The 23,418-nt window shown below is 42.8% G+C and carries 20 protein-coding genes and 1 other annotated feature; of the genes, 6 read left to right on the top strand and 14 right to left on the bottom strand.

Annotated features, from left to right (window positions below; translation table 11 throughout):
• Window positions 1-26 precede the first annotated feature (26 nt).
• Window positions 27-842 carry an ABC transporter permease gene (locus J2Z69_RS10850; RefSeq protein ID WP_342591580.1) on the bottom strand — a complete coding sequence of 272 codons (816 nt, stop codon included), beginning with the start codon at window positions 840-842 and terminating at the stop codon, window positions 27-29.
• A gap of 376 nt (window positions 843-1,218) precedes the next feature.
• Here J2Z69_RS10850 and J2Z69_RS10855 point away from each other — a divergent pair, with 376 nt between their 5' ends.
• Window positions 1,219-1,893, top strand: coding sequence for a tetratricopeptide repeat protein (locus J2Z69_RS10855; RefSeq protein WP_209862091.1), 675 nt, complete (start codon window positions 1,219-1,221; stop codon window positions 1,891-1,893).
• An 89-nt stretch (window positions 1,894-1,982) separates the two neighbouring features.
• On the opposite strand, the gene J2Z69_RS10860 is transcribed toward J2Z69_RS10855, so the two are convergent.
• The 3 genes from J2Z69_RS10860 to J2Z69_RS10870 form a co-directional block, all read right to left on the bottom strand.
• A complete protein-coding gene (locus tag J2Z69_RS10860) occupies window positions 1,983-5,147 on the bottom strand; it encodes an MMPL family transporter (RefSeq protein ID WP_209862094.1) in 3,165 nt (1,054 codons plus the stop codon).
• The gene (locus J2Z69_RS10865) at window positions 5,144-5,596 is read right to left on the bottom strand and encodes a MarR family winged helix-turn-helix transcriptional regulator (protein WP_209862097.1); all 453 of its coding nucleotides are present in this window, start codon (window positions 5,594-5,596) and stop codon (window positions 5,144-5,146) included. The genes J2Z69_RS10860 and J2Z69_RS10865 overlap by 4 nt, the downstream gene beginning before the upstream one ends.
• Window positions 5,597-5,820: 224 nt before the next feature.
• A complete protein-coding gene (locus J2Z69_RS10870) occupies window positions 5,821-6,258 on the bottom strand; it encodes a GNAT family N-acetyltransferase (protein ID WP_209862102.1) in 438 nt (145 codons plus the stop codon).
• A gap of 137 nt (window positions 6,259-6,395) precedes the next feature.
• On the opposite strand from J2Z69_RS10870, the gene J2Z69_RS10875 reads away from it, so the two are divergent.
• Window positions 6,396-6,728: a hypothetical protein gene (locus J2Z69_RS10875; RefSeq protein WP_209862104.1), complete on the top strand. Its 333-nt coding sequence runs from the start codon at window positions 6,396-6,398 to the stop codon at window positions 6,726-6,728.
• A gap of 153 nt (window positions 6,729-6,881) precedes the next feature.
• Here the strand turns inward: J2Z69_RS10875 and J2Z69_RS10880 are convergent, their stop codons facing one another.
• The 5 genes from J2Z69_RS10880 to J2Z69_RS10900 all read right to left on the bottom strand — a co-directional run bounded on the left by J2Z69_RS10880 (window position 6,882) and on the right by J2Z69_RS10900 (window position 13,055).
• A complete protein-coding gene (locus J2Z69_RS10880; RefSeq protein WP_245339210.1) occupies window positions 6,882-7,100 on the bottom strand; it encodes a hypothetical protein in 219 nt (72 codons plus the stop codon).
• 225 nt (window positions 7,101-7,325) lie between these two features.
• Window positions 7,326-8,003 (bottom strand): ribose-5-phosphate isomerase RpiA, encoded by a 678-nt coding sequence (gene rpiA / locus J2Z69_RS10885; protein ID WP_209862108.1) that lies wholly within the window; start codon window positions 8,001-8,003, stop codon window positions 7,326-7,328.
• A gap of 122 nt (window positions 8,004-8,125) precedes the next feature.
• Window positions 8,126-9,373, bottom strand: a complete 1,248-nt coding sequence (gene bcbE, locus J2Z69_RS10890) for a bacillibactin exporter BcbE (protein WP_209862109.1) — start codon at window positions 9,371-9,373, stop codon at window positions 8,126-8,128.
• Between the two features lie 83 nt (window positions 9,374-9,456).
• Window positions 9,457-11,802 (bottom strand): RNA polymerase recycling motor HelD, encoded by a 2,346-nt coding sequence (helD, locus tag J2Z69_RS10895; RefSeq protein WP_209862111.1) that lies wholly within the window; start codon window positions 11,800-11,802, stop codon window positions 9,457-9,459.
• Between the two features lie 218 nt (window positions 11,803-12,020).
• Window positions 12,021-13,055, bottom strand: coding sequence for an FUSC family protein (locus tag J2Z69_RS10900; RefSeq protein ID WP_209862115.1), 1,035 nt, complete (start codon window positions 13,053-13,055; stop codon window positions 12,021-12,023).
• Window positions 13,056-13,165: 110 nt separating this feature from the next.
• On the opposite strand from J2Z69_RS10900, the gene J2Z69_RS10905 reads away from it, so the two are divergent.
• Window positions 13,166-13,690, top strand: a complete 525-nt coding sequence (locus tag J2Z69_RS10905) for a hypothetical protein (protein WP_209862118.1) — start codon at window positions 13,166-13,168, stop codon at window positions 13,688-13,690.
• A gap of 53 nt (window positions 13,691-13,743) precedes the next feature.
• Here the strand turns inward: J2Z69_RS10905 and J2Z69_RS10910 are convergent, their stop codons facing one another.
• Both J2Z69_RS10910 and J2Z69_RS10915 read right to left on the bottom strand, forming a co-directional pair.
• Window positions 13,744-15,306 carry a gluconokinase gene (locus J2Z69_RS10910; RefSeq protein WP_209862683.1) on the bottom strand — a complete coding sequence of 521 codons (1,563 nt, stop codon included), beginning with the start codon at window positions 15,304-15,306 and terminating at the stop codon, window positions 13,744-13,746.
• 34 nt (window positions 15,307-15,340) lie between these two features.
• Window positions 15,341-16,189, bottom strand: coding sequence for a helix-turn-helix domain-containing protein (locus tag J2Z69_RS10915; protein WP_209862121.1), 849 nt, complete (start codon window positions 16,187-16,189; stop codon window positions 15,341-15,343).
• A gap of 94 nt (window positions 16,190-16,283) precedes the next feature.
• On the opposite strand from J2Z69_RS10915, the gene J2Z69_RS10920 reads away from it, so the two are divergent.
• On the top strand, window positions 16,284-16,535 hold the full coding sequence (locus J2Z69_RS10920; protein ID WP_209862124.1) for a hypothetical protein: 252 nt from the start codon (window positions 16,284-16,286) through the stop codon (window positions 16,533-16,535).
• A gap of 445 nt (window positions 16,536-16,980) precedes the next feature.
• Here the strand turns inward: J2Z69_RS10920 and J2Z69_RS10925 are convergent, their stop codons facing one another.
• Complete coding sequence (locus tag J2Z69_RS10925) at window positions 16,981-18,132, bottom strand: AI-2E family transporter (RefSeq protein WP_209862126.1); 1,152 nt, start codon at window positions 18,130-18,132, stop codon at window positions 16,981-16,983.
• A gap of 224 nt (window positions 18,133-18,356) precedes the next feature.
• Between J2Z69_RS10925 and J2Z69_RS10930 the strand changes: the two genes are divergently transcribed.
• A complete protein-coding gene (locus tag J2Z69_RS10930; protein ID WP_209862129.1) occupies window positions 18,357-19,175 on the top strand; it encodes a PPK2 family polyphosphate kinase in 819 nt (272 codons plus the stop codon).
• Between the two features lie 75 nt (window positions 19,176-19,250).
• Window positions 19,251-19,488 (top strand) — a binding site (T-box leader).
• Window positions 19,489-19,556: 68 nt separating this feature from the next.
• Complete coding sequence (locus J2Z69_RS10935) at window positions 19,557-20,486, top strand: bifunctional 3-deoxy-7-phosphoheptulonate synthase/chorismate mutase (RefSeq protein ID WP_209862130.1); 930 nt, start codon at window positions 19,557-19,559, stop codon at window positions 20,484-20,486.
• A 618-nt stretch (window positions 20,487-21,104) separates the two neighbouring features.
• Here the strand turns inward: J2Z69_RS10935 and J2Z69_RS10940 are convergent.
• Entirely contained in the window at window positions 21,105-22,190 is a 1,086-nt protein-coding gene (locus tag J2Z69_RS10940) for a lactonase family protein (protein ID WP_209862132.1), read from the bottom strand.
• Between the two features lie 87 nt (window positions 22,191-22,277).
• On the bottom strand, window positions 22,278-23,270 hold the full coding sequence (locus tag J2Z69_RS10945) for a Gfo/Idh/MocA family protein (protein WP_209862134.1): 993 nt from the start codon (window positions 23,268-23,270) through the stop codon (window positions 22,278-22,280).
• Window positions 23,271-23,418: the final 148 nt, after the last annotated feature.

The raw sequence follows: 23,418 nt of genomic DNA on the forward strand, positions 1-23,418 counted from the left end.
AAATTCTCCTTTTTATTCACTCTAAATTAGGATTGTTCTGTCCAAGGACACCATTTATGCATAGCTGAACGGATGAGAACATCAATGAGCACAGCAATCACACCCATAATGATAATACCGACATAAATCACATCACTGCGTAGAAATTTGCTAGCGTCCAGTACCATCCAACCGATTCCGGATATGGCCGCTACCATCTCTGCAGCTACAAGAGTGGAATAAGCAACGCCCACCGCTGTTCGTAGAGCTGTTAATAGATCAGGTAGACAAGATGGAAAGATAATATAGATGTACAAGCTCCATCCCTTAGCTCCTAACGATGTCGCTCCACTAATCCGATCTTTAGGAACGCGTTGTACGCTGTATACTGATGTAATGAACAAAGGAGCAAAGGCGCTTAAGAACAACAATAAAATTTTAGAAGTATCTTCAATACCGAACCATAGAACCAAAAGTGAATAATAGGCTAGTGGAGGCAACGGCCGATAAAACTCTACAAACGGATCAAATATAGCTTGAAGCCAGCGAAATCTTCCACACAGAATTCCTAAAGGGACGGCAGTAACAAAGGCTATACTTATTGCCACAAATAAACGCCATAGACTGGCCCCAATATGTCCTAGGAGGGTCTCACCTTTGTATCCATCTTTAATAATCTCAAGGAACGCTGCCCACACTTCTGCAGGAGATGGCATAAATAAAGAACTTACTACATGCAGCGAACTGATCAGCCACCACAATAGCCCAGCTACAATTACCGCACTCGCTGAAATTCCCCGATATATATACGGATGAACACCTTTTCTTGCTATAGAGCGGGAATGTTTTGGTTTTTCTTTCACCGATATTGCAGGCCGCACTTTACATTTTCCTTTCCATCTACATTTAAAATAGGTGAACAACAGAAAAAAACCATCTTCATACCACTAAGGAAGTTGTCTTCCTACCAGGTATATGAACGATGGCCTCTAGTGGTCTAGTAGGCTATATAGTTAATAGAGACGATTTTTTTGCAATAGAACATAAAAAGTGATAGCTCTCCCAAAGGCTCTATCTTGATTGCCATTTAACTATAACGTCTGATTGATACATAGTCAACTATACTCATTAAAATACTAGGTTATTAAAAAACCGCTTCATTTAAATTATTTTACATCTCACAATGTTTTCCAATTAGTATGCTATAATCGACATAATTATATATATTTGGAGGTCAACATGAGTTATTTTTTTCTGTTTTTCGTGCTTAATGCGTTAATTGGTAATCCGTTTATCGCCATCTTTCTCCTACTTATCATTGTGTATTTCATTGATCGAAGATATGTAGGAGTCTTTCCCAGCATCACGAAGCCTTTCAAACGCATGCGTACAATCTCTGCCTTACGTCAGCAGTTGTCTATGAACCCTCACGATGCCACAGCCAAAAGAGACTTGGCACGGCTATTACTCGAACGAAAAAGGTACAACGAAGCCTATACTCTTCTAGAGCAAATGAGATCCCAGTCGGAACAATCTGCTGAATATTGGGACGATCTCGGGCAAGCCGCTCTTGGTCTAGGACGTATAGATGAATCGGAGAACTATATACTTGAGGCTATCCGCCTTAATGAACGAGTAAGATACGGTCAACCCTACTTAAGACTAGCTATTGCCATGAAATCTAAAGACCCGCAGAAATCGATTGCCTACGCTGAGAAATTCAGCGGCATCCATTCTTCTTCATGTGAAGCCTACTATCTATTGGGACATGTCTATCAGTCCCTAGATAGAAAAGATGAGGCTCGCCAAGCTTTCTCTGAATGCAATGCCATTTATCGAGGATTACCTAAGTATAAAAAACGGCATGAGCGTAAGTGGGCTCTGCGGAGCTGGTTCAGCCGCTTAAGACTATAATTCAAGGCTGATGATCTTAATCCACAAAGACCCGATCCCTCTCGCTAATACGAAAGGGATCGGGTCTTTGTGGTTGTTGATTTATTTAATTAGCCATGCAGATGTGTCGAATCGGTACCTGTTTTTGTTCCTGCCTTACGAGGGAACGGCCACCAGTTCGCATTACCGAACGTTTTCACCATTACAGGAATGAAGAATGGTAATATCACAAGTGAGTAAAGCGCTAGACCACTAAGTACAACCGTAGCAATCTGAAGCATAGACATGACGCCAGATGGATACATAGAAGCGAAGGTACCGCCCAGAATGACGGCTGCCGACAATATCACAGTACCCATATTTCTCATCGCATGCAAGATGGCATCGGTAGCGCTCCAGTGCTTGTTCTCATTGAATCGATCCATAAGGAAAATACTGTAGTCGATCCCTAGTGCAATTAGAATGACAAAGCCAAAGAATGGAGTAGCCCAGCTGATGCCGGAAATGCCCATAATCTTCACAAAAATAAGCTCAGTGATTCCGAGAGAAGTATAGAACGTTAATACAAGTGAAGCAATCAAATATAGTGGCATGATGATAGAACGGAACAGCAGCACTAGAATAATAAAGATTCCCGCTAACATCAGTACAACTGTACGTGAGTAGTCTGCATCCGAAATATTTTTCAGGTCGTTAAATGTACTTGTTACCCCTCCAAATGCAATATTGGCTTTTGAAAGTTTGGTTCCTTCCACCGCACGAGATACAGCTGCTTTAACCTGATCTACCTCGCTGATCGCCTTAGTACCATACGGATTATCCGAGAAGACGACATTCAGTGTCATGATCTTACGGTCTTTGGACAAGTACGTGTCAAACAACTTGGTTACATCTTTATTGTTAAGCGCCTCAGCAGGTACATAGAATCCACTTAAGCCTGTCTTGGACTCGCCTACTTGCGTCAGATAATTTTTGGCTGTATCTAGTCCACCGCTCACTTTAGCAATTCCATCCGCACTTTGACTGAGTCCGTCTGTAAGCTTGGAAATCTGTCCAGAGAACTGATTGAAGCCATTTTGAACTTGTTCCTGCCCGCTTTGAATCTGAGCCAGACCGCTGACCACTGCAGGAATTTTCCCAACGATCTGCCCTTGACCATCGGCAGCTTGCGTTAAGCCCGACTCTAGCTTTGTAATTCCAGCTATGAGTTGATCGAATCCCCCCGCGAAAGCCGTTTGACCTGAAGCAACCTTACCCAATCCACGGTTCGCCTGAGTTAACCCTGAAGAGGCTTGAGCAAGTGAGGTTTGGAGCTGTTTGAGGCCAGCTGAGATCTGCTCTGTACCTTTTCCAGTCTCGGTAACCGTTCCTCGGATGGTTAAGTAATCCTGATCTTTTGCAAGTTCTGGATACTTACTTTCAAGGCTTGTGAACCGTGTGGATAATCCATTGAGTCCCGCAGCAATGCCGGCCAACTGTTTATTAACACCCGATAATCCACCACTGATTGAACCTACGCCTTTGCCAATTTTCTGATAAGAATCAAGCAGTTGTTGCTGAGCTGTAGCAAGTTGCTGTGCGCTCTTCTTCGCTTGGCTTAGACCTTGCTTCAATTGCCCTGCCCCGGCAGAACCGCTGCGAATTCCTGACTCAATGGTCGATAGTCCTCCGCTAAGCTGAGATATGCCGTTCTTGAGTTTCTCTGTGCCCGCGGCAAGCTTGCCTGTGCTATCAGCAGCTTCTTTCAATTTAGGTTCATTCTCGCTTAACGAATTACTAGCTTTGGACAATCCTTCTTTGATGGTATTCAGACCATCATTGCCTTTACCTAGTCCCTCACCCACTGTTTGAACCTGTTTGTTCAACTGGAAGTCTTCCACTTCATCTCCGGTTGGACGACTCAGACCACGGACGCTGGAGACACCATCAACCTGGCTTACTTCTCGGCTTATTTTCTCAGCCAAAGCCATATATTCTGCATTATCCATGCGTTCTGTATTCTTTATTACAATAGAAGTAGGTAATGCTTCTCCGGGTTCAAAGCTTTCGGAAATAATATTGAAAGCTTTCACCGATTCATATTTCTCGCCTATTTCTTCCATACTATTGAACGATACTTTACCCGAATAAGTGATTAAGAAAGGCACCGTACAGATGACAACAACCAGCATGGCGGCCCAAGGGCGCTTGATGGCAAAAGAACCTGCGGCACCCCAAAGCTTGTTCTCTTTATGTTCTAAGGAACCCTTAGCTGGCCAAAAAATCTTTTTGCCTAGGACGGCCATGAAAAATGGAACAATGGTGACTAACGCAACCAGCATTACAGCGATACCAATAGCTACCGCTACAGCTGATTTGTATAGAATGAACTTCGATAGACCAATAGCCGAGAACCCAACGAGTACGGCAAGACCTGAGAAAAATACTGTTTTGCCAGCGGTCCGATACGTTGCTACAATCGCTTCCCACGTATCATCCGTATGCTGTAATTCTTCCTTAAATCGACTGATGAGCAGGATACAATAATCCGTTCCAATCCCGAACATAATCGCTACCATGAAGATTTGAGTATACGTCGAGAGTGGAAAATTCACAGAATCCACGAGGAATGCCACAATCGATTGAGACACGATATAACTGAACCCTACTGTAAGTAACGGGATAAATGGAGCGACAAATGAACGGAACATTAAGAACAAAATAAGCAAGATGAAAATAACCGTGAAATATTCTGATTTTTTCAAGCCTTGTTCTGAGCTAGTTACATTATCTTCATTGATGAGTTCCTGCCCACTCAAGTAGTGCTTAACTGTAACAGAACTTAACGAACTACGAATGTCTGCTGCAATATCCTTCACAGGGCGTTGGTCTGTATTCACAGCTATAGCCGTTAAAATCGTACGCCCATCTTTGGATATCATCTTCTCTGCTGCATCAGGGGTACTAAATGGATCCGTGATCGAATCAATCCCCAGCTTTGCCTTATTGGCATTTAGCTTTTCAATACCTTGTTGTATCGATTGTTTGCCGGCTGTAGAGATGGCTTCATCCTGATGGAATACAAGCGCGACCTGACTTTCTTTCCCTCCGCCCTTCATTTCCGCAAGTTCTTTCAAAATTACCGAAGCTTCTGAAGATGAATATCCATCAGGAACGGACACATTTCCTTTCTCCCGTACCAGATCGGTCATTGAAGGCGCTGCAAGCATTAATCCAACCGCTACAATGACCCATACCAGCATGACAAGCCATCTGGTTTTTAGTATAAATCTCATTTCTCTTGACCTCCGTCTCCCACAATTCGAGCTAATTTCTCAAACGTAACGATAAATGCATCAATCTCTTCCTGACTGAAATGAACCAAATAGGAGGACACCACCGACTGAACTTGATTGTAGGCGTTATGAAATACGATCGTTCCTTCATCTGTCAAAGATAGATAGACTATTCTTCGATCTTGAAGATCCCTAGTACGTTCGATTAATCCCCGATCAACCAAGCGTGTAATCATAGCCGTGATTGAACTTTTACCTACGCAAAATTCATCGGCGAGTTCTGTAGAAGTTGCAGTACCCTTCGCCCGAATCGAATACATAATCTGAAATTGTTCCAATGTAATATCTGCACCAAAAGCATCTAGAATCTCACTATTCAGCTTCTTCGTGACCTGAAAAGATGCATTTATATATCTTTCGATAATAACTTTGGACTGTTCCTGGCTCAATGCTTCGCGCTCCTTCCTTTCCTTCCCTCGTTCACAACTAGTATCCACTCATCTAAAATTGGGACAATGATTCTACAGTAAAACAGTTCACCTATAGAACTATATAGCGATAAGCAGCCATTGTCAATCCAATATCTTCCGTATATTGGCATAACAAAAACCCTTCAAATCTGAACAGATTCAAAGGGAAATGTATAGATTACCTAAATATCATTACCTAAAAGTTAAGCTTCGTCTGTAGGGGGTTCCGCTTCATAAGTACACAGATATTGTTCAATCCCAGGGATCTCACTTGGCAGACTAACAACTACGAACCCAATGCTTCGGTAAAAATCCACGACCTCTTCATCCACCTTGGCGATCAGACGCTGGGGAGACTGGTCTATTAACAGTTCTAGTACTAACGCGCGCCCATACCCTTGGTCTCTGTGTTCGGGAGACACTGCAATATGTTCAATTTGAAAAGTATCGTCCTCAAGTAGCTTGTACCCAATCACCCCTACCCAATCCTCTTCCTGCCGCAGCGCATAAAGCTGATAAGCTGAATCTATAGTATAGAGATGAGTTGCTGACGCAAGTTCCTCTTCATCGGAATAGACCGCAACTTCAAGTAAAGATGCAATATCCGCACGATTCACATATTCTTTTACATCAATTAGCAATTTGAAATCCTCCTGAATAGATAAGTAATCCCATTCTACTGCAAAAAAAATAAATTGTGAAATGCATTAAATTACAGTTGCATTTCATATAATTCCAAGTATAATACTTGGTATATAACATAATTGAAGGTGAGAATATGATTCAGACTCCAGTCAAATATAGTACACAGCGGGTAGACGATTATCTCGACCTGTTGAATTATGCCAAGCATATGGGTGATCTTTCTTGGCAATTAGATCTCATGGAGACTTTAAAGACACTCCCTGATTTAAGTGAAGAGGAATTCCGGCAAGCTGCAGAAGATTTACTCTGGAGACAATTCGATGAGGTAAATTCAAAAATGATGGATCTCTTCATTCAAATTCGTAAAAGTGCAGATGAGACCACCAAACAATTGCTTCTAGAAAAAATGTGGGATTTGAAGCGGGAGAGAATTTCACTATCCCAAAAAATAAAAGCAAAACAGTAATCCATAACATATATATGTATAAAACAAAAACAGGCATGCAGTTGGTCTGCTTTGCCTGATGACATGAGTATCTTGGTAATTTTGGGGATTACCTCGACACTGAATTTTTAGATTTGAGTAATGATAGCTTTACCGGTAATATTGCAGATTACATTACATGGATGTTTGTTTCATCTCACGCATCATTGTCATCATCATGGTCATCATTTCATCACAGTCTTGCATTTTGTTCATCATCATGTCCATATCCATACCCATGTCCATCATGTTCATTTCGGAGCAACAATTCATCATCATCTTCATGCTGTTCATTTTGCTCATCATATCTTCCATACACATGTTCATCATCATTTGCATGCACATTTTTTCCATTTTGTCTCGCCTCCCTTCCTTTATTTTCCTCTGCCTATTTCAAAATACTACACTTTCTTCCTAAAAGCAATAGTTTCTAGAAAATAACTATTGTCTTTTTTGTTTTTCCATAGTATAATACCACCTTTTCTGATTTATCCTGTAGGCTTTAAGGGTGCAAGGATTCAAATTCCAAATAAAAATAAAAAACCAGCCTTGTAGTGGCTGGTTTGTATAAGCAAGAAGCTATTTTTTCTCTATAACTTCTGTATGACCATCAGCAAAACCTAGAACTAGGGTCTGCGTAATGTCAATGAATAGTCCATGCTCCACAACGCCTGTGACATGATCAAGTTCCTGCGCCAAAAGCGCAGCATCTTCAATTCGGCCAAAAGCCGCATCCACAATGTAGTTCCCGTTATCCGTCACATACAGTTGATTCGTATCTTGCTGTCTTAGCTGGAAGTCTGCAGGATACAAGGAACGGAGCTTACGAAGCGTCCATTCATAACTAAAAGGAACAATTTCAATAGGAAGTTTGAATACACCTAATTGATCTACCTTCTTGCTATCATCGGCAACGACAATAAAATGATCAGCTTGTAGAGCTACAAGCTTTTCTCTTAAGAGCGCTCCGCCGCCACCTTTAATGAGCTGCAATTCATGATCTACTTCATCCGCACCATCAATAGCTAAATCCAACCGATCTACTTGAGCTGCTTCAATCATAGGGATGTGATACTTGCGTGCTAGCTCCTCCGATGCTGAAGAAGTAGCGATAGCTTGAATTAACAATCCTTCCGCCACGCGTTGCCCTAACCTCTCAATTGCCCAGTAAGCTGTAGATCCCGTTCCTAGCCCTACCGTCATGCCATCTTTAACCCAATCTGCGGCCAGATATCCTGCTGCCTGCTTCCCATTCATTAGCATAGCCTCCTGATATGTATACTCTATCATCTATCATAACAAATGTTCCTATCGTCTGATAGCCTTTTCATTAAAAGCAAAACAGCCTCTCCGCTAAAGGACAGACTGTTCTACCTTAACTAGGCAGGCCGAGGCTTCGGATTCGACTTAGAATCGGCCTCTTTTCCTCCCCCATCTTTGTCCGGCTTGACCGCGCACAAGATAAGAATTACGGCAAGCAAGGATACTCCACCGATCACAAAAAACATGGTCATATGACTGGTCTTAACCAACACCGACACAACCGGGGGACCCAAAGCTACACCTATGAAGCGCATACTACTATACAGTGAAGTGATCGTTCCTCTTGCTTCCTTTTCAATTCCCTCCGTTATAAGAGCATCTGTACATGGAAGAACAATACCAATACCCGCCCCGCATATAATCAAGCAAGAAATGACGAAATAAATATGATTGAACATACTGATGCCGAATAAAGCCCCTGTGGACAAAATCATTCCAGCTACGCTGCACCACTTCATCAGCACTTTATTTTTGCCTATTTTTTTTCCAGTAATATACGATGCCAGACATAGTGCAGCTAAGGGAATAGCAAGAACAAGACCTTTCACTACTCCCTTCAGATGATGCTTGCTCTCCAATTGTTCTGACAAGTAAAATAAAACGCCGAACAACAAAAACATACAAATTCCACCGATGGCAAAGATGGCATACAGCCAGCGTCCCTTTATTTTTAAAATCTTTTTGACCCCTTTAAGAAACGTGCGTAAGGATGGTGGATCTTCTTTTCGGGGAGGAGACTTCACTAAGAAAATCACTAAGCCAAGTGCCACCAAACATAACAGCGGAATAGCTAAAAATGGGAGATACCAAAGCCACAATCCAAGTGCAGCACCTAGAATCGGACTCAGCACTTTACCGAATGTATTGGATGTCTCGATGAGACCCAGACTTTTACTTACATCGTCTTCATTCTCGAACATGTCCCCTACTAAGGGAATGACAATGGGGAAAGCACCCGCAGCTCCAATTCCCTGTAACAAACGTCCAGCGAGTATAATCCAATATACCGTCATACCCTCCCCAATCCATGAGGCAAGGCCAGATAAAGCACCTCCAAGACCGGTAATAATTAAGCTAGGGATAATAACCGCTTTTCTTCCGAATTTATCCGATAAATATCCCGCAATAGGAATAAGTAAAATGGCAACGACACCATACACGGTGATTAACATACTGACTTCAAATGAACTAATATGAAGTTGTCTCGCAATTTGAGGAAGTATGGGAATAAGCATCGAATTGCCAAGAGTCATAATCAGCGGTATGGAGGCAAGTGCGAGTAGACTCCCTTTTTTGTTATCCATCCCAACACCACCACCTCTCGGCTTCCAAGTAAAGATTGGAACTCTACATAGTGTGGTTATTTTCGTGTGGAAATATTCGAAGATTACATCTCATCTATCCTTACATAATCCTGATTGCGTGCAGACAGGATGAACGGGCTAGGTTGTCCTAGCGAGTAAATGTGGAGCCAATGCATTGCTCTCGTACATGCTGTATAAAATAGCTTTCGCTCCGTCTCCCGAGCGTATATTTCTTCAGACCCATTATAGATAAGAACAGCATCGAACTCCACTCCCTTAGCTAAATAGGCCGGGATAATATGTATCCCTTGCTCGAATGACATCGTTGTTTTTTTAATGAGTTTGACGGGCACCTGCTCATGTAAAGCGGTATAGGCTTCTTCTGCCTCTGCTGCCGTTTTACATATCACAGCAATCGTCTCATAATCCTCCCTCTTTAGGCGTTGAATTTCATTGATAATTTGAGCTTGAAGTTGCTCTTTATTCCCAACTATTTCTACAACAGGAAGCTCTCCACGTCGATTGAAAGGAATAATATGCTCTCCACCTGAAATCATAGCCTTCGTAAAGTTCACAATCTCTTGCGTCGAACGATAACTCCGCGTTAACGTAATTTCTTCGCTTTCCTCAGGACCATATAGATCTTGAAGCACGGAGGATTGCTGAAGCACAGAGGCATGAACATAAATAGCTTGATTCAGATCCCCCAACGCCGTCATACGCGCTCTAGGGAACAGATGTTTCAAGAAATAAAGCTGAAATGGAGAATAATCTTGTACTTCATCAATAAAGACATGCCGAATGTTGGTATTAGAACGGAAGCCAAGGATCATTTCCTTCAAATACAGCATTGGAGTTGCATCTTCATAAGCCAGGTTGCCTTGACGCAGATGATCTAAAGTGAAGCTACAAATATCTGCCCATTCCTCAGGGAGAGGGCGGTCACTCAGTTTGGCTATATGTTCAGAGGAATCAAATAATGTAGCGTACATCTTCTTAGTGTCCACAAAACGAATGCCCTTGACCCATTTGCGCAGAGGTTTCAGTCTAGAGCTAACCAACATTTTTGCCAAAATGATATGTTCATCTTCAAAGTCAGAAAAGGTATCCCCTTTTCCTCTTTTTTTCCTGCGCATCCGTCGATATGCGCGCTGATATTCCTCTTTATCCAGCAATTGCAATTGTTCTTCTACCCATGGCTTCTTCAGTTCCTTGCGAGCGAATTCCGATAGTGCTTTCAAGAGCCAATCCTTCAAAAGTTCACAACGATTAGACAAGCGTACAGAGGGATCAAACGCATAGAATTTCGCTTCAATATCCGCCGCGGAGACGATTTCTTGCCCCTGAAATCGTAAAGGCCTGAACTGCATCCCTGTGTGCTCCAGAAGTTCCTTATATCGATTGAGCACATGATAAAATTGCTGGGAAGATTTGTACTGAATGCCTGCGATACGAGCGGTATACCCTTTTTTTTCATAAGAGGATAAGACATATTCCATCTGAATAAACGGATCTTCAAGTTGATATTCCCTTCCGATGCGATGTTCCAAATACTCTTGGAACGTAGTCTGTCTCATGTTCTCTTCGCCAAGCTCTGGCAGCACGGTAGAAACGTAACTATTGAACATTGGATTCGGCGAGAACAAAATAACCTGATCCGCTGTCAATTGCTCCCGATATCTATACAGTAGATAGGCTACACGTTGCAGGGCTGCCGAGGTTTTACCGCTTCCAGCAGCACCTTGCACAATCAGTATTCGGCTTCGATCATTCCGAATAATTCGGTTCTGCTCCTGCTGGATGGTAGCTACGATACTTTTCATCTGAGCGTCTGACGTCCGGCTGAGAACTTGTTGGAGCAATTCATCTCCAATGGTCACCCCTGTATCGAACATAAACTTAATATGCCCATCTCGAATAACATATTGCCGTTTCAGCTCAATCGTACCGCTAATTTGACCTGAAGGCGTGTGATACGACGCTGGCCCTGGAGTACTGTCATAATATAAGTTCGATATAGGTGCACGCCAATCGTAGACAAGGAAATGCTCATCTTTCTTGTCCAAGAGGGAGGCTATTCCTAAATATACAGCTTCTCCGGGTTCACCTTTCTCGGTAAAGTCGATACGTCCAAAATAAGGGGATTGATGCAATCTTTTCATTTTGCTGAGTTCTGCGTAGGCATGTAAATGGCTTCTCTCCCGATCCGAGAGGATCTCCGATTGTTGACGCATACTCGTAGAAGTCTCACCCACATCATCCGACTCGCTGAAATTCATCGTAACTTCATCCCAGAAGTCTTTACGCATCTCTACCACATCGCCTCGGACGGATCCTACTTCCTGTTCCAATTTGCGAATGCGTCCTTCAATAAGCTGAGTAACTTCCTTAACACGGGTCTGTTCTTCCTGCCAATCCTGATCCGTCATGCTCAATGCGATTCACCCTTTCATCCTTGCAAATACGATAGTTGACTTTATTTCTAATACATGATAAAATAGAATTAGGTTAATTATAATTTTATATATTAATTTTAACACATATATCTAGTTTACCTTTATTTAGCTATCAAAGCAAATACATGAGCATATTCAATCGTTAAAAGTCCCGCCTAATGGCGGGACTTTTTTTAGTATATACAGTTCACTTACGTCATACCCTGTTCTTCCATAACTAATGGCGAATGGTCCGCTAGTCGATTCAACCGCTCTAACTGATGTCCATAGTCATACATTTCAGCAGAGACAATCGATAAACGTAATATGCCAATCTTTTTCTCTGCATAATGCTCGTGCATTTTCCGAAGGAACTCATCGTTATCTTTTTCTAGAAGATCTGCTTCCAGATAATTCGGCTTCAACTTATCATCAAATTTCAGCAAAATATGTTCATGGAACCGAATAAGTCGCTCCAGATGTGCATCAAAATCCTGGTTTAGTTGCTCTGGTCGATCCGCTTGAAAATAATGCTGTTCTACAGCATCTAACACTTCATATCCCTTGCGAAGCGTCTTGAGCATCTGTTTGTAGACCACAAGCTGACGACTTTCGCTGAATTTAGGTTTCTTCAGCTTCTTCAGATCTTCTTCCATAAGCTTAAATTTATCGCTGAGTGAATTAATCGCATCTTCCAGCCCCCGCTTCTCATTTCGGAATACATTCTCCCTGATTTCATCGGAGATGACCGTCCGCATCAGCAGACTGAGCTTGTCAAAGATATGTCGCACCTGCCCCACGAATTGAACGCGAGGTTTTGGAGGAAAAAGCAGCAAATTAATTAAAAAGGCTGAAAGAATGCCAACTAAACTCAATGAGAAACGAGTAAGAGCGAACTGCCACTGTCCTGAAGCTTCCATCACCGCCACTACAGTTACAAGTGTAAGCCCAATCGTATCCCCCATATTTAATTTAAGACAAATCATAATAACGACGACGCATACCAGTCCCACGGCAATAGGTTCTTTGGAGAACACCATTCCTGCTAATAATGCAATGATCGCACCCAGCGTATTCGTCTGTAACTGTTCAATTAAATATCTCCACGAACGGTAGATGGAGGGCTGCATAGCAAATATCGCAGCTACAGCAGCGATTACGGGTGAAGTCAGATGAAACCATTCCGTAATATATAAGGCCAATGTCACAGCAATACCCGTCTTCAGCATTCTAGCTCCAAAAGTCACAGCCACACCTCCTGTCCTTAGATTGTTTGATTTTGCTATGTTTTGTCGAGACTAAAGTGTACCCGGAAAATTAATTGCCGTACCACACTTACATCAAAGAGGTGAATGTTATGTTATTAATCCGTTCCATTCGAGTTCCCGTTAGCGTAACCCTGATCGGTATTATTTTACTCACGACGCTCCATAGTTCCACAGCACAAGCACGTACAGAAGCAAAAGCTGTGGACCCGCTGAAGGCTCAAGTTCATACTTTATTTCCAGAGGACCCCCAGACCCGTTCATCCCAGACGCATGGCCGATTTCAGATGATTCTGGTACAGGAGACAGCAGCGCTTATGCACACCACACCAGACACATTCATTCCAGACATTCGTTCAGGCAAAACCCTAGCCCAAATCGTGCAGGCTAAGACAGGTTGGAGCGAATCAGCCTATGTCCGCAGACTAAATCAGGCTATGGCTAGCAGACTAGATCAAGCCGTAGCTTCAGGAAAATTAAGTTCAGATCAAGTCTCACGTATCAAACAAACATTACCTAGTAAGATAAAAACGTCGGTTACCCAGGTCTGGCAAGAGCATCCACGATCTAAGGTGGAAATTCACCGCGGGTCCAATCAAATTAATATCAGACCTTAACTACCAACCATAGAAATAAGGCTTTTGAGGCTGTCCACGTGGACAGTCTTTTTTCACCCTTTAATTGAAGGTGTAAAATCTCCACTGCGCTGAAACTCCGCCATAATATCAAATTCATCTTTTAGTTTGCTATAGATTCTCTCATACATATCATAGAGCTGAAGATAGACTTCACTATTTTTCAAGTTTGGCTTATGACGATGAGTAATCCGTACCCATGATTTCACCTCATCCAAGGAATCCAAATCACCTATAGCATATAAAGCCATAACCGCGGCACCCAAAGCGGAAGCATCGGCGACTTCAGGCACCAATAGTTCCTTCCCCATCACATCACACAATATCTGACGCCATACGGCTGATTTGGCAAATCCTCCTGAAGCAATAATTTCGGTGGCGGGACCCGCAATATCACGTAGTGCAACTCCAACAGAGAAAATACTCAGGACCACACCTTCAAGCACCGCTCTAATAAAGTGCTCTCTCTGATGTCTAAGGCTAATTCCAAAAAACAATCCTCTAGCATTGGCATTCCAGTATGGGGCTCGTTCGCCTGAGAGAAAAGGTAAGAACAGCAGACCTTCTGAACCAGCAGGTACACGTTCTGCATAATTAATCATCAGATCATAGGGGTCCATCCCCAGCTTCTTAGCTACTTCAATCTCTGGCGATGCAAATTGATCTCGAAGCCATCTAAGCATAATTCCCCCATTGTTCGTTGGACCCCCAACGACCCATTGTTGATCCGTTAAGGCATAACAAAATGTTCGCCCCTGTGGATCCGTAAGCGGGTGGTCCGTTACCATACGTATCGCTCCACTAGTTCCAATCGTAATCGCGACTTCTCCGGGTCCTGTTGCGCCTACCCCTAGATTCGCTAACACCCCATCACTTGCGCCGATAACTACAGGTATATCTGCTGAGAGTCCCATTTGCTCGGCTACAGCAGGCTCCATTCCCTTCAGAATATGCGTAGTAGGCACCAAAGCTGGTAGTTGTTCGCGTGTGATTTGTAATAAAGACAAGACGTCCTCATCCCAATCCAGTGTGTCTAGACGAAGTAATCCGGTTGCTGAAGCAATCGAGTAATCACTAACATATGTACCAAAAAGTCTATGTAATACGAATTCCTTAATTCCGATGAACATGGCTGTCTTATGGAACAATGCAGGAGCTTGCTCACGCATCCATAGTATTTTGCTTAAAGGAGACATCGGATGAATCGGCGTTCCCGTGCGCAAGTATATTTCATGTCCGCCTAACTCTTCCTTTAATTTCTCTGCTTGCGCTACGCTACGATTATCTGTCCAGACGATGGAAGGAGTGAGTAAATTGCCTTCGGCATCCATCGAAATAAGCGAGTGCATAGCTGAGCTGAAGCCAATCGCTTTTACTTGATAAGACGCAGCTTCCTTTGTCGAAAGTACTTGTTGAACAGCCTTCACAATAGATTGGAAAATAAGCTCCGGATCCTGCTCTGCCCAATCTGGCTTAGGTTGACTCAAGGGATAGCCTACCGATTGGGAGACAATGACCGTTCCCTTTTGGCCAAATAATACTGCTTTTAGACTCGTTGTTCCGATATCTAACGCTAGAATAGCCTCATTTTGTTGCATCGTCATTATAACTCCTCCTTCGATCTCCTACCGTTTAGATACTACCTCGGAATTCATTGGCTGGAATGCCGGCAAATCTCTTAAATCTTCTTGAAAAGTATAGCGGGTCCTGAAAATTAAGCTTGAGCGCAATCTCTTTAATCTGCATATCGGTGTTAAGAAGTAATTGCTTGGCTTCGCTTATTTTGAGCCGCTGAATATAATCATGCAAAGGATACCCCGTATGATGGCGAACCAACCGCCTTAACGTAGACAACGAAACGTGATATTTCTCAGCCAGATCCTGTGGATTCATCGTTCCATAGATCGCTTCTTCCAAATCCCTCCGTACAGATTCCCACGTTCCGTCAAGCGCAGATACTCCCTCTGCCGCTAACTTAAATTCAAAGAGCATAGATTCCAGCTGAAGGGCTGCGCGGTCTGCATTCGCGGGGACCCCACTCTCCATAAGATCAAAAACATTTTCTAGTTTATGTGTCCACTTTTCATGTCTCCCCACATGCAAGAGAAGACCCGGGGTAAGCAGTTCTTGTTCTACCCATTCCTGAATTCTTGATCCATAAATATTAATGTAATACTCATCCCAACTTGTGCCAACATCTGGGCCAAAGCGATAATGAGCCTGATCCGTGAAGAAGAACACGTCCCCGCCCATAATTCTTTGCTCTCCACCTTGGTCTGCTTGGTACACGCCCGTTCCACGCGCGATATATACAATAGCCCAACTCTCAAAAGATGCTTTTTCCCGAAAAAGGAAACGATCTGGCAAATGCCCCACTTGACCTATACGAATGAAAGGCACTCGTAGCTTTGAGGGGTCCATTTTGAGATCAATAATCCGAGTGGAGCTCTTACTGATAACATAATCCATGTGGGTGGTCAAGATCGATATTCCTCCTGCATAGGCGAAGTGATATTTTTTAATTCAATCCATGGATGGTCTACCAAATTGTACAAAAAGATCGGAGGATAATCCAATGTCTTACGCCGATGAATTCAATCTGCTGCCTGCAACGCAACAAATTCGATATAGGTCAGAACATTCATATCTACTCATCATGAAACACCAACGCTCCGTCCGCCCTAAGCAAAAACAAGTACGACTTAAAGAAACCCTACATCTTCAATCCTTGATTAAAGACCTTTTGCATGAAGGATTAGCTAGCCGAGTATTCCCATCATCCCTAATCGGTCCTTCTATATATATCGTACTCATTGAAGCTGAATAAAAGGAGCAGTATACGATTGTAACACACACTGGGTATGCCAACCTAGTATTGGGTGGAAGTATTCAGGCTATCTATTATGCACGTCAGCTCTATATTGGAAGCTTACCTTTCGCTTATGATTCCTTCCCCGATTTATGGCTTGAGGAAACATCCTTGACTGGAGAAGATGTAGTGAGAATCCATCAACATACTAAAGAATAGGAAATTAAACTTGCTCCGAATGAGAACAGTTAGGGTCATTTGGAGGAGTTATTAGGGAGTTCAACGTGGTAGCATTTACAGAGTGTCTACTTGGAGTCCTTATTAGTCATATAGAAGTTCTATTTCAATCTAGGATTACCGAAATATATGAATACAAGAAAAAAGGCCCCCCTACTCTTACGCAGGTAAGGCCTTAAGCGAAGCTAAGACATTTTCAGTCCTAAAATAGACTTTTACTCGAACCTTAACGTTCCTTATGCTTATCTTGAGCTGGCTGATGAATGTCCACTGCTTCATCTTCAGGTATATGCTTAGGTTCGATCTTCTCATCCTCTACAACAGGAACCGCTGCTTGCAGCGCAGGCTGAATGCCCACCCCCACAGGAACTTCCAAGATGTCGAGGAAGAACATGAACACTGGAACCCCAACAATGAGTCCCCATACCCCGAAGAAATGTTCAGAGACGAGTAAAATAGTGAACGTATAAAAAATAGGTAGATGCGTCTTAGAGGACATGAACTTCGGATTCAACACATAAGACTCCAAAGCATGCAATACTACAATCATAATTAAAATATAGATGACTTTAATTGCTCCGCCGATCTTAAATGCAATCGCACACAGCGGAATGAGCGATACGAATACACCGAGTACAGGTACAAGTCCGAGCAAGAAAATCATCATGCCGAGTGCGATAAGATTCGGAAATCCCATCACCCATAAAAAGCCGGTCGATAACAGAGCATTCGTTAGGGAAATGAGAAACTGCACTTCTATAATTTTACCAAATGATTGTACGAATTTACGTCCGAAATATTCAAGCTCATTAAAAAAGTAAGAAGCTTTGCTAGCTCGGAACTTGGATGTGAATCGAATGACCTTCTCCTTCTCTAGGAGGAAGAATAAACTTAAAATAATAGCAATAAATACATTGAAGCTCCATTTACCAATATCCGTGACGGTCTTCACAATGAAATTAAATCCGGTATCAATGTAGCTAGCCAGATCGATTTTGTTAATCGATTCTACCAAATAATTCACAATCATATTGTCTGGAAGATCCATCGGAGGTTTGTTGTAGAACGTGATGACCTGATTGACCAATTCGTTCAGCTCCGTCACTAAGACGGGGAAATATTTATAGACGGTATAGACCACTAGACTAATCAAAACAATATAAATAAAGGCAACTGTGAAAGTATTGTTCAGCCTGACCGTTCGCTCCGTACTCTTAATAATAATTTTGTGCAATCGATTAATCAGGTATGTAAGGATGAAAGTGATCAAAATTAAGTTAAGCATGCTCTGAAATACATATAACATGACTACTAAAAAAATAAGAGCAAAAAACCTTCGAACCCCTGCAATCGCAAACAATTCCTTGAAAAACGTCATGAATCTGCTCCTTTATCCTATCTATATTTATGAATATTGTATCCATAATAAGTGAGTACACTCCTCAAATCAAGAAAATACCTACCTAGATATACGGTCAACTGGAACCAAAGTAGCACTTTTTTTCAAGAATCGAACCAAAGCCTGATATTTTTTCTGAAATTCGGTGAAATGATGATATAAGGTGGTGCTCTCTGACTACTGCTCAAGGAAAGGGGATCAGGATGGATATTAAAAAATTCAGAATCAAACAAGGCGAGGAATTTTCATTAGAAAAAGCTGACCCATCGAATACCAGCCAATTCAAATCCAAAGAAGAGGCGGAAGCCGAGACGGAGAGCCTTCGCAAGAGACTCGTTGAACTTCAAGATATTCTCTATGCTGAGAAAAAGCATTCCGTGCTCGTGATTTTGCAAGGGATGGATACAAGCGGGAAGGACGGCACAATCAAGCACATTTTCTCAGGCATCAACCCTCAAGGGTTCAATGTGACCAGCTTCAAAAAGCCTACGGCTGAAGAGTTATCTAGAGACTTCTTATGGCGAATACATGAACATACACCAGCTAAAGGCTATATCGCCGCATTTAATCGATCTCAGTATGAAGATATTCTTGTCCCTAAGGTCCACGGCACAAGTACGGATAGTGCACTAGATCATCGCTTAAAACATATTCAGCACTTTGAAGATATGCTCTCGGATGAAGGTACGAAGATCGTCAAGATTTTCTTACATATCTCTAAAGATAAACAATTAGAAAAAATTCATGAACGGATGAAAGAACCCCGTAAATTCTGGAAATTCGACCCTACCGATTTGTTAGAACGGGAATATTGGGATGCCTATCAATCTGCCTATGAAGAAGTGCTGAGTGCTACAAGTACAGCTCAGAATCCTTGGTACTGGGTACCCGCTAATCACAAATGGTTCCGGAACTATCTAGTATTACGTATTCTCGTTCAGACGTTGGAAGGGTTGAATTTAGAGTACCCTGCTCTGCAAGCCACGCCTTCTGATCTTGCGAGATACATGAATGAGAAGTAAGTGCTTTACCGCATTAATGATGAGTTGCGTCTTTGTATTGTCTTGCACGTAAAATAGAGGAACGCTATACTCTCGTTAATAACTTTGACGGAGAAAAGTAAGTGGATGCGTCCTGACAGGGACGGGATTGCCGGAGATTGAGAGCAGCCCGCAGATGACGCGCCTACTGAAGTTCGCTCCTGAGTTGATTTCTTGAATCGCTGTAGACAGCGTATTAGGGAAATCCGGCTTTACACCGTTACCGTGCTGAGGCGAGATATCTTGAAGGTTGTCTAATAAGGGTGGTACCGCGGCATATATTGCCGTCCCTTAATTAGATAACCTTTTTTTGTTGTATATAGATTAGATTTCACCCCATTACCCTTTAAGGAGAGATTCAAGATGAGTGAACATTTAGATGAATTAAGAGGTAAGCTAGATGCTATCAATATTCACATGTTAAAACTACTGAACGAACGAGCAGAGATTGCCCGCGAAATCGGCGAAATCAAAGAAAAACAAGGCATTCCGAAGTTCGATCCAATCCGTGAAGGCACGATGCTTGATGAATTGACGAAATTGAATCCGGGCCCGTTCAAGGATGATGCTGTAAAACACATTTTCAAAGAAATCTTCAAAGCCTCTCTCGACTTGCAGATCGAAGATCACACACTGCAATTGCTAGTTAGCCGTAAAAAACAACCAGAGAATACCCTGATTGATATCAAAGGTATCTCTGTGGGCGGAACTTCCCCCGTCCTAGTTGCTGGCCCTTGTTCTGTTGAATCCTATGAACAGCTTCGCACGGTTGCTGCTGCATTAAAAGAAGCGGGAGTGAAGGTTATGCGCGGCGGAGCATTTAAGCCTCGTACTTCCCCGTATGATTTCCAAGGCTTAGGTATCGATGGTCTGCGGATGCTCAAAGAGGTAGCCGATGAATATGGTCTAGCCACGATCAGTGAAATTGTTCATCCAAATCACATCGAACTGGCTGAGAAATATATCGATGTCATTCAAATCGGGGCTAGAAACATGCAAAACTTTGAACTGCTCAAAGCCGCAGGTCAAGCTAAGATTCCTGTTCTCTTAAAAAGAGGCATTGCCGCAACGCTCGAAGAATTCGTGCATGCCGCTGAATATATTGTGGTCCATGGTAACAGTCAGGTCATGTTGATTGAACGAGGAATCCGCACATATGAGAAATGGACACGCAATACGCTTGATATCTCCGCAGTGCCATTATTAAAACAAGAGACCCATCTTCCTGTACTTGTCGATGTTACCCATTCTACAGGTCGCAAGGATGTATATTATTTGCTACGTTTATTCTAGGTTTTCCTGATTACTGTAGCTGTGAACTACACTAGACAAGTAAGCTGTCCCGTCTTTAGCAATGGTTTCAGCTTACTGTCAGTTTTTCGTTGTCTATAGCAATAACAAGAAATATAGTTCGTTAAACAATTATTACTTGAATAGGCCTGATTGCTGGAGTCCCTTCCAAAAATTCTGGAATTCCGGAATATCTAGCTGCTGAGCGGCATCGGACAGCGCGGTAGACAGACATAGAATCCAACAGGTTAGCCATAATATGGTATTGTAAATCATATAAAGCAAAGGTCAAATATTCCTAATTTAATCATGATTAATTCGAGGCAATTATGGGGATAAAAAATTTTGTTGTTGCTTGTACTCTTTTTGCCTTCGTCTTTTTTATGATAGCGATTGCAGGAAAAGATCTATTCACCTATGCTCCACTCATGGGATGGGCAGGTGGATGCTTATCTTTAACCGTTGCTCTTATAGCGCTGCGAAGATCTCATTCGGTGCGAAAATAACATTTATGGTAAACATAGAAAAACCCCTTACCTGCCTTTGATTCCATAAGCTTCATAAGCTTAGTTAAGATCCAATGGCAGGTAAAGAGGCAGCCCTTATTTTGAGCACATCATTTTAGTTATAATTCAGCAGTGGCTTCACGCACACAGGCTTAGACACTTGCGCTGTTAACCCTGTAAATGCTAACTTACCCGTCTTCGTATCCACCTTGAATACGGCCAAGTTATTCGAATCCCGATTAGCTACAATCATCCACTCCCCACTCGGCGTTAAGGTAAAATGTCTTGGATGTCCACCTTCTGAAGAGACATGTTCTACTAGCTTAAGCTGACCGTCTTCGGGCTCAACCTCAAACAAGACGATACTATCGTGCCCGCGATTAGAACCATACACATAACGTCCATCGCTAGAGACCGCGATCTCTGCTGTGCCATTCTCCCCTTGGAATCCATCTGGTAAAGTGGAGACGACCTGCTGAAGTGTAAGTTCGCCTGCATTCGCCTCATAAGTAAATGCGGCAATTGTAGAGTTGACTTCATTGATGACGTAGACTTTATCTCCTTGAGGATGGAAGGCTAAATGACGTGGACCTGAACCCGGTGGCAGCACCGCATCTTTATGGAATACAAGCTCACCTTTCGTACGATCCAGTGCATATATTCTTACAATATCTAGTCCTAAGTCACATACCAACACATACTTCTCATCTGGGCTGAACCATGCCGAATGAACATGCGGCTTATCCTGACGTTCCGGATCTACCCCATGTCCTGTATGCTGCTTCATATCCAGCAATGCACCTAGTGTTCCGTCTGCATTCAGACCGATAAGTCCCACTTGTCCTCCGTGATAAGCGGCAACGACTAGGAAACTATGATCTTGATCCCGATTAATGTGACATGTAGTTGCATGTAAATTCAGCTCTCGGCTGATTTCTGTTAAAATACCGCTAGTCTCATCAAAGGTGAAAGCTACAGCTTCCCCAGCTTTCGTATCCTCCGCTACCGTCTCTCCAATCGCATAGAGCCTATGCTTGGCAGCATCTACATTAAGAAATGTAGGATTCTTCAGCCCCGATACCTGATCCAGCTCTTTTAATTCCCCTGTATTTTGATTGAGTTCATACGTATAGACACCGGGACCTTCTGCTTCCGCATAAGAACCTACGAATAGCAGTTGACGATCTTGTTGTTGCGACATTCCTCTATTCCTCCTAGTCTGTAGACATTCTTGTTCATATTGTTCTACAAATAGAAGCAAATGTAAAGTCAGCTTAAGCCCAGTGTATTACAATTCGATACGTCTTTTCTCCCGTGCGGATTGCAGACAAGCTTCGATTAATCTCAAATTCAGCACAGCATCCTCCGGCTCAAATAAAGGAGGTTCAATACCCATAGCCGCGCGACCAAAATCCTCTACTTCTCTAATAAATGCATTCACATTACGCTCACGATACTCCTGTAATTGACGATTTTGGAACATAAAATACCCTGATTGCTCTTTACCCGAAAAAGCATGAGGAATCTCTATTCTACCTTCGCTACCCCGAATTTCTAGACTACGTCGCTCTTCCGCCCACATGCCACAATCGAACGTTAATGCGAGGCCATCTTTAAATTCAACCAGACCACTGGACATCATATCGACGCCGCCATGTTCCTCAGAGAATAAGGCATTTACTGTAACAGCCTTAGGTTCTAAGCCTGTAAAAAAGCGTGCTGCACTCAGTGGATATCCCCCCACATCATACAGCGAACCGCCTCCCCAATCTTTTTGATAGCGTATGTTCGCCTTTTCGCTTGGATTATTATAAGTGAACGATGCCCGAATGACACGTAGATCACCGATACCGCCTCCAGCAATCATGCGCTGTGCACGGCGTAGGACGGGATGATGTCTATACATCAATGCTTCTGCAAAATGAACGCCCGCAGTCCGGCAAGCCTTTACCATCTCTGCTGCCTCAAGGCTGGTTAAAGCCACTGGTTTCTCGCATAAGACATGCTTTCCCGCCTCTGCTGCACGAATCGTCCACTCGTAGTGAAGATGATTAGGTAGCGGAATATAGACGGCATCCACATCAGGATCCTGCAATAATTCTTCATACGACCCGTAAGCCTGAGGAGCATGAAATTGCTCAGCAACCCCTCTACTTTTGTCTAAATTTCGACTAGCTACCGCTTGTATTACGCCGTTCGAGGAGTCTGCAATAGCTGGCATTACACTATTGCGAGCAATATTTGCACAGCCCATAATTCCCCATCGTAATGTAGTATTCATCTAAGAGTTCCCCCATTCATGATATAAAAGTGCTCATTCTTCACATGAGACTGCTCATTCTTCGTTCAAAGCCCGCACAATCGGTTAAACATATCTAATAAGCATAAACCTGTAAGCCGAAGATGAAACAGAATCTAGCGGATGGTTT

This window comes from Paenibacillus shirakamiensis (assembly GCF_017874255.1).
Lineage (GTDB): Bacteria > Bacillota > Bacilli > Paenibacillales > Paenibacillaceae > Fontibacillus > Fontibacillus shirakamiensis.

Bases quoted from the DNA above. Each gene is read 5' to 3' on its own strand.
- J2Z69_RS10855 (WP_209862091.1), top strand. From the start codon at position 1,219: ATGAGTTATTTTTTTCTGTTTTTCGTGCTTAATGCGTTAATTGGTAAT.
- J2Z69_RS10860 (WP_209862094.1), bottom strand. From the start codon at position 5,147: ATGAGATTTATACTAAAAACCAGATGGCTTGTCATGCTGGTATGGGTC.
- J2Z69_RS10875 (WP_209862104.1), top strand. From the start codon at position 6,396: ATGATTCAGACTCCAGTCAAATATAGTACACAGCGGGTAGACGATTAT.
- J2Z69_RS10880 (WP_245339210.1), bottom strand. From the start codon at position 7,100: ATGGAAAAAATGTGCATGCAAATGATGATGAACATGTGTATGGAAGAT.
- rpiA (WP_209862108.1), bottom strand. From the start codon at position 8,003: ATGAATGGGAAGCAGGCAGCAGGATATCTGGCCGCAGATTGGGTTAAA.
- bcbE (WP_209862109.1), bottom strand. From the start codon at position 9,373: ATGGATAACAAAAAAGGGAGTCTACTCGCACTTGCCTCCATACCGCTG.
- helD (WP_209862111.1), bottom strand. From the start codon at position 11,802: ATGACGGATCAGGATTGGCAGGAAGAACAGACCCGTGTTAAGGAAGTT.
- J2Z69_RS10905 (WP_209862118.1), top strand. From the start codon at position 13,166: ATGTTATTAATCCGTTCCATTCGAGTTCCCGTTAGCGTAACCCTGATC.
- J2Z69_RS10910 (WP_209862683.1), bottom strand. From the start codon at position 15,306: ATGCAACAAAATGAGGCTATTCTAGCGTTAGATATCGGAACAACGAGT.
- J2Z69_RS10920 (WP_209862124.1), top strand. From the start codon at position 16,284: ATGTCTTACGCCGATGAATTCAATCTGCTGCCTGCAACGCAACAAATT.
- J2Z69_RS10925 (WP_209862126.1), bottom strand. From the start codon at position 18,132: ATGACGTTTTTCAAGGAATTGTTTGCGATTGCAGGGGTTCGAAGGTTT.
- J2Z69_RS10930 (WP_209862129.1), top strand. From the start codon at position 18,357: ATGGATATTAAAAAATTCAGAATCAAACAAGGCGAGGAATTTTCATTA.
- J2Z69_RS10935 (WP_209862130.1), top strand. From the start codon at position 19,557: ATGAGTGAACATTTAGATGAATTAAGAGGTAAGCTAGATGCTATCAAT.
- J2Z69_RS10940 (WP_209862132.1), bottom strand. From the start codon at position 22,190: ATGTCGCAACAACAAGATCGTCAACTGCTATTCGTAGGTTCTTATGCG.
- J2Z69_RS10945 (WP_209862134.1), bottom strand. From the start codon at position 23,270: ATGAATACTACATTACGATGGGGAATTATGGGCTGTGCAAATATTGCT.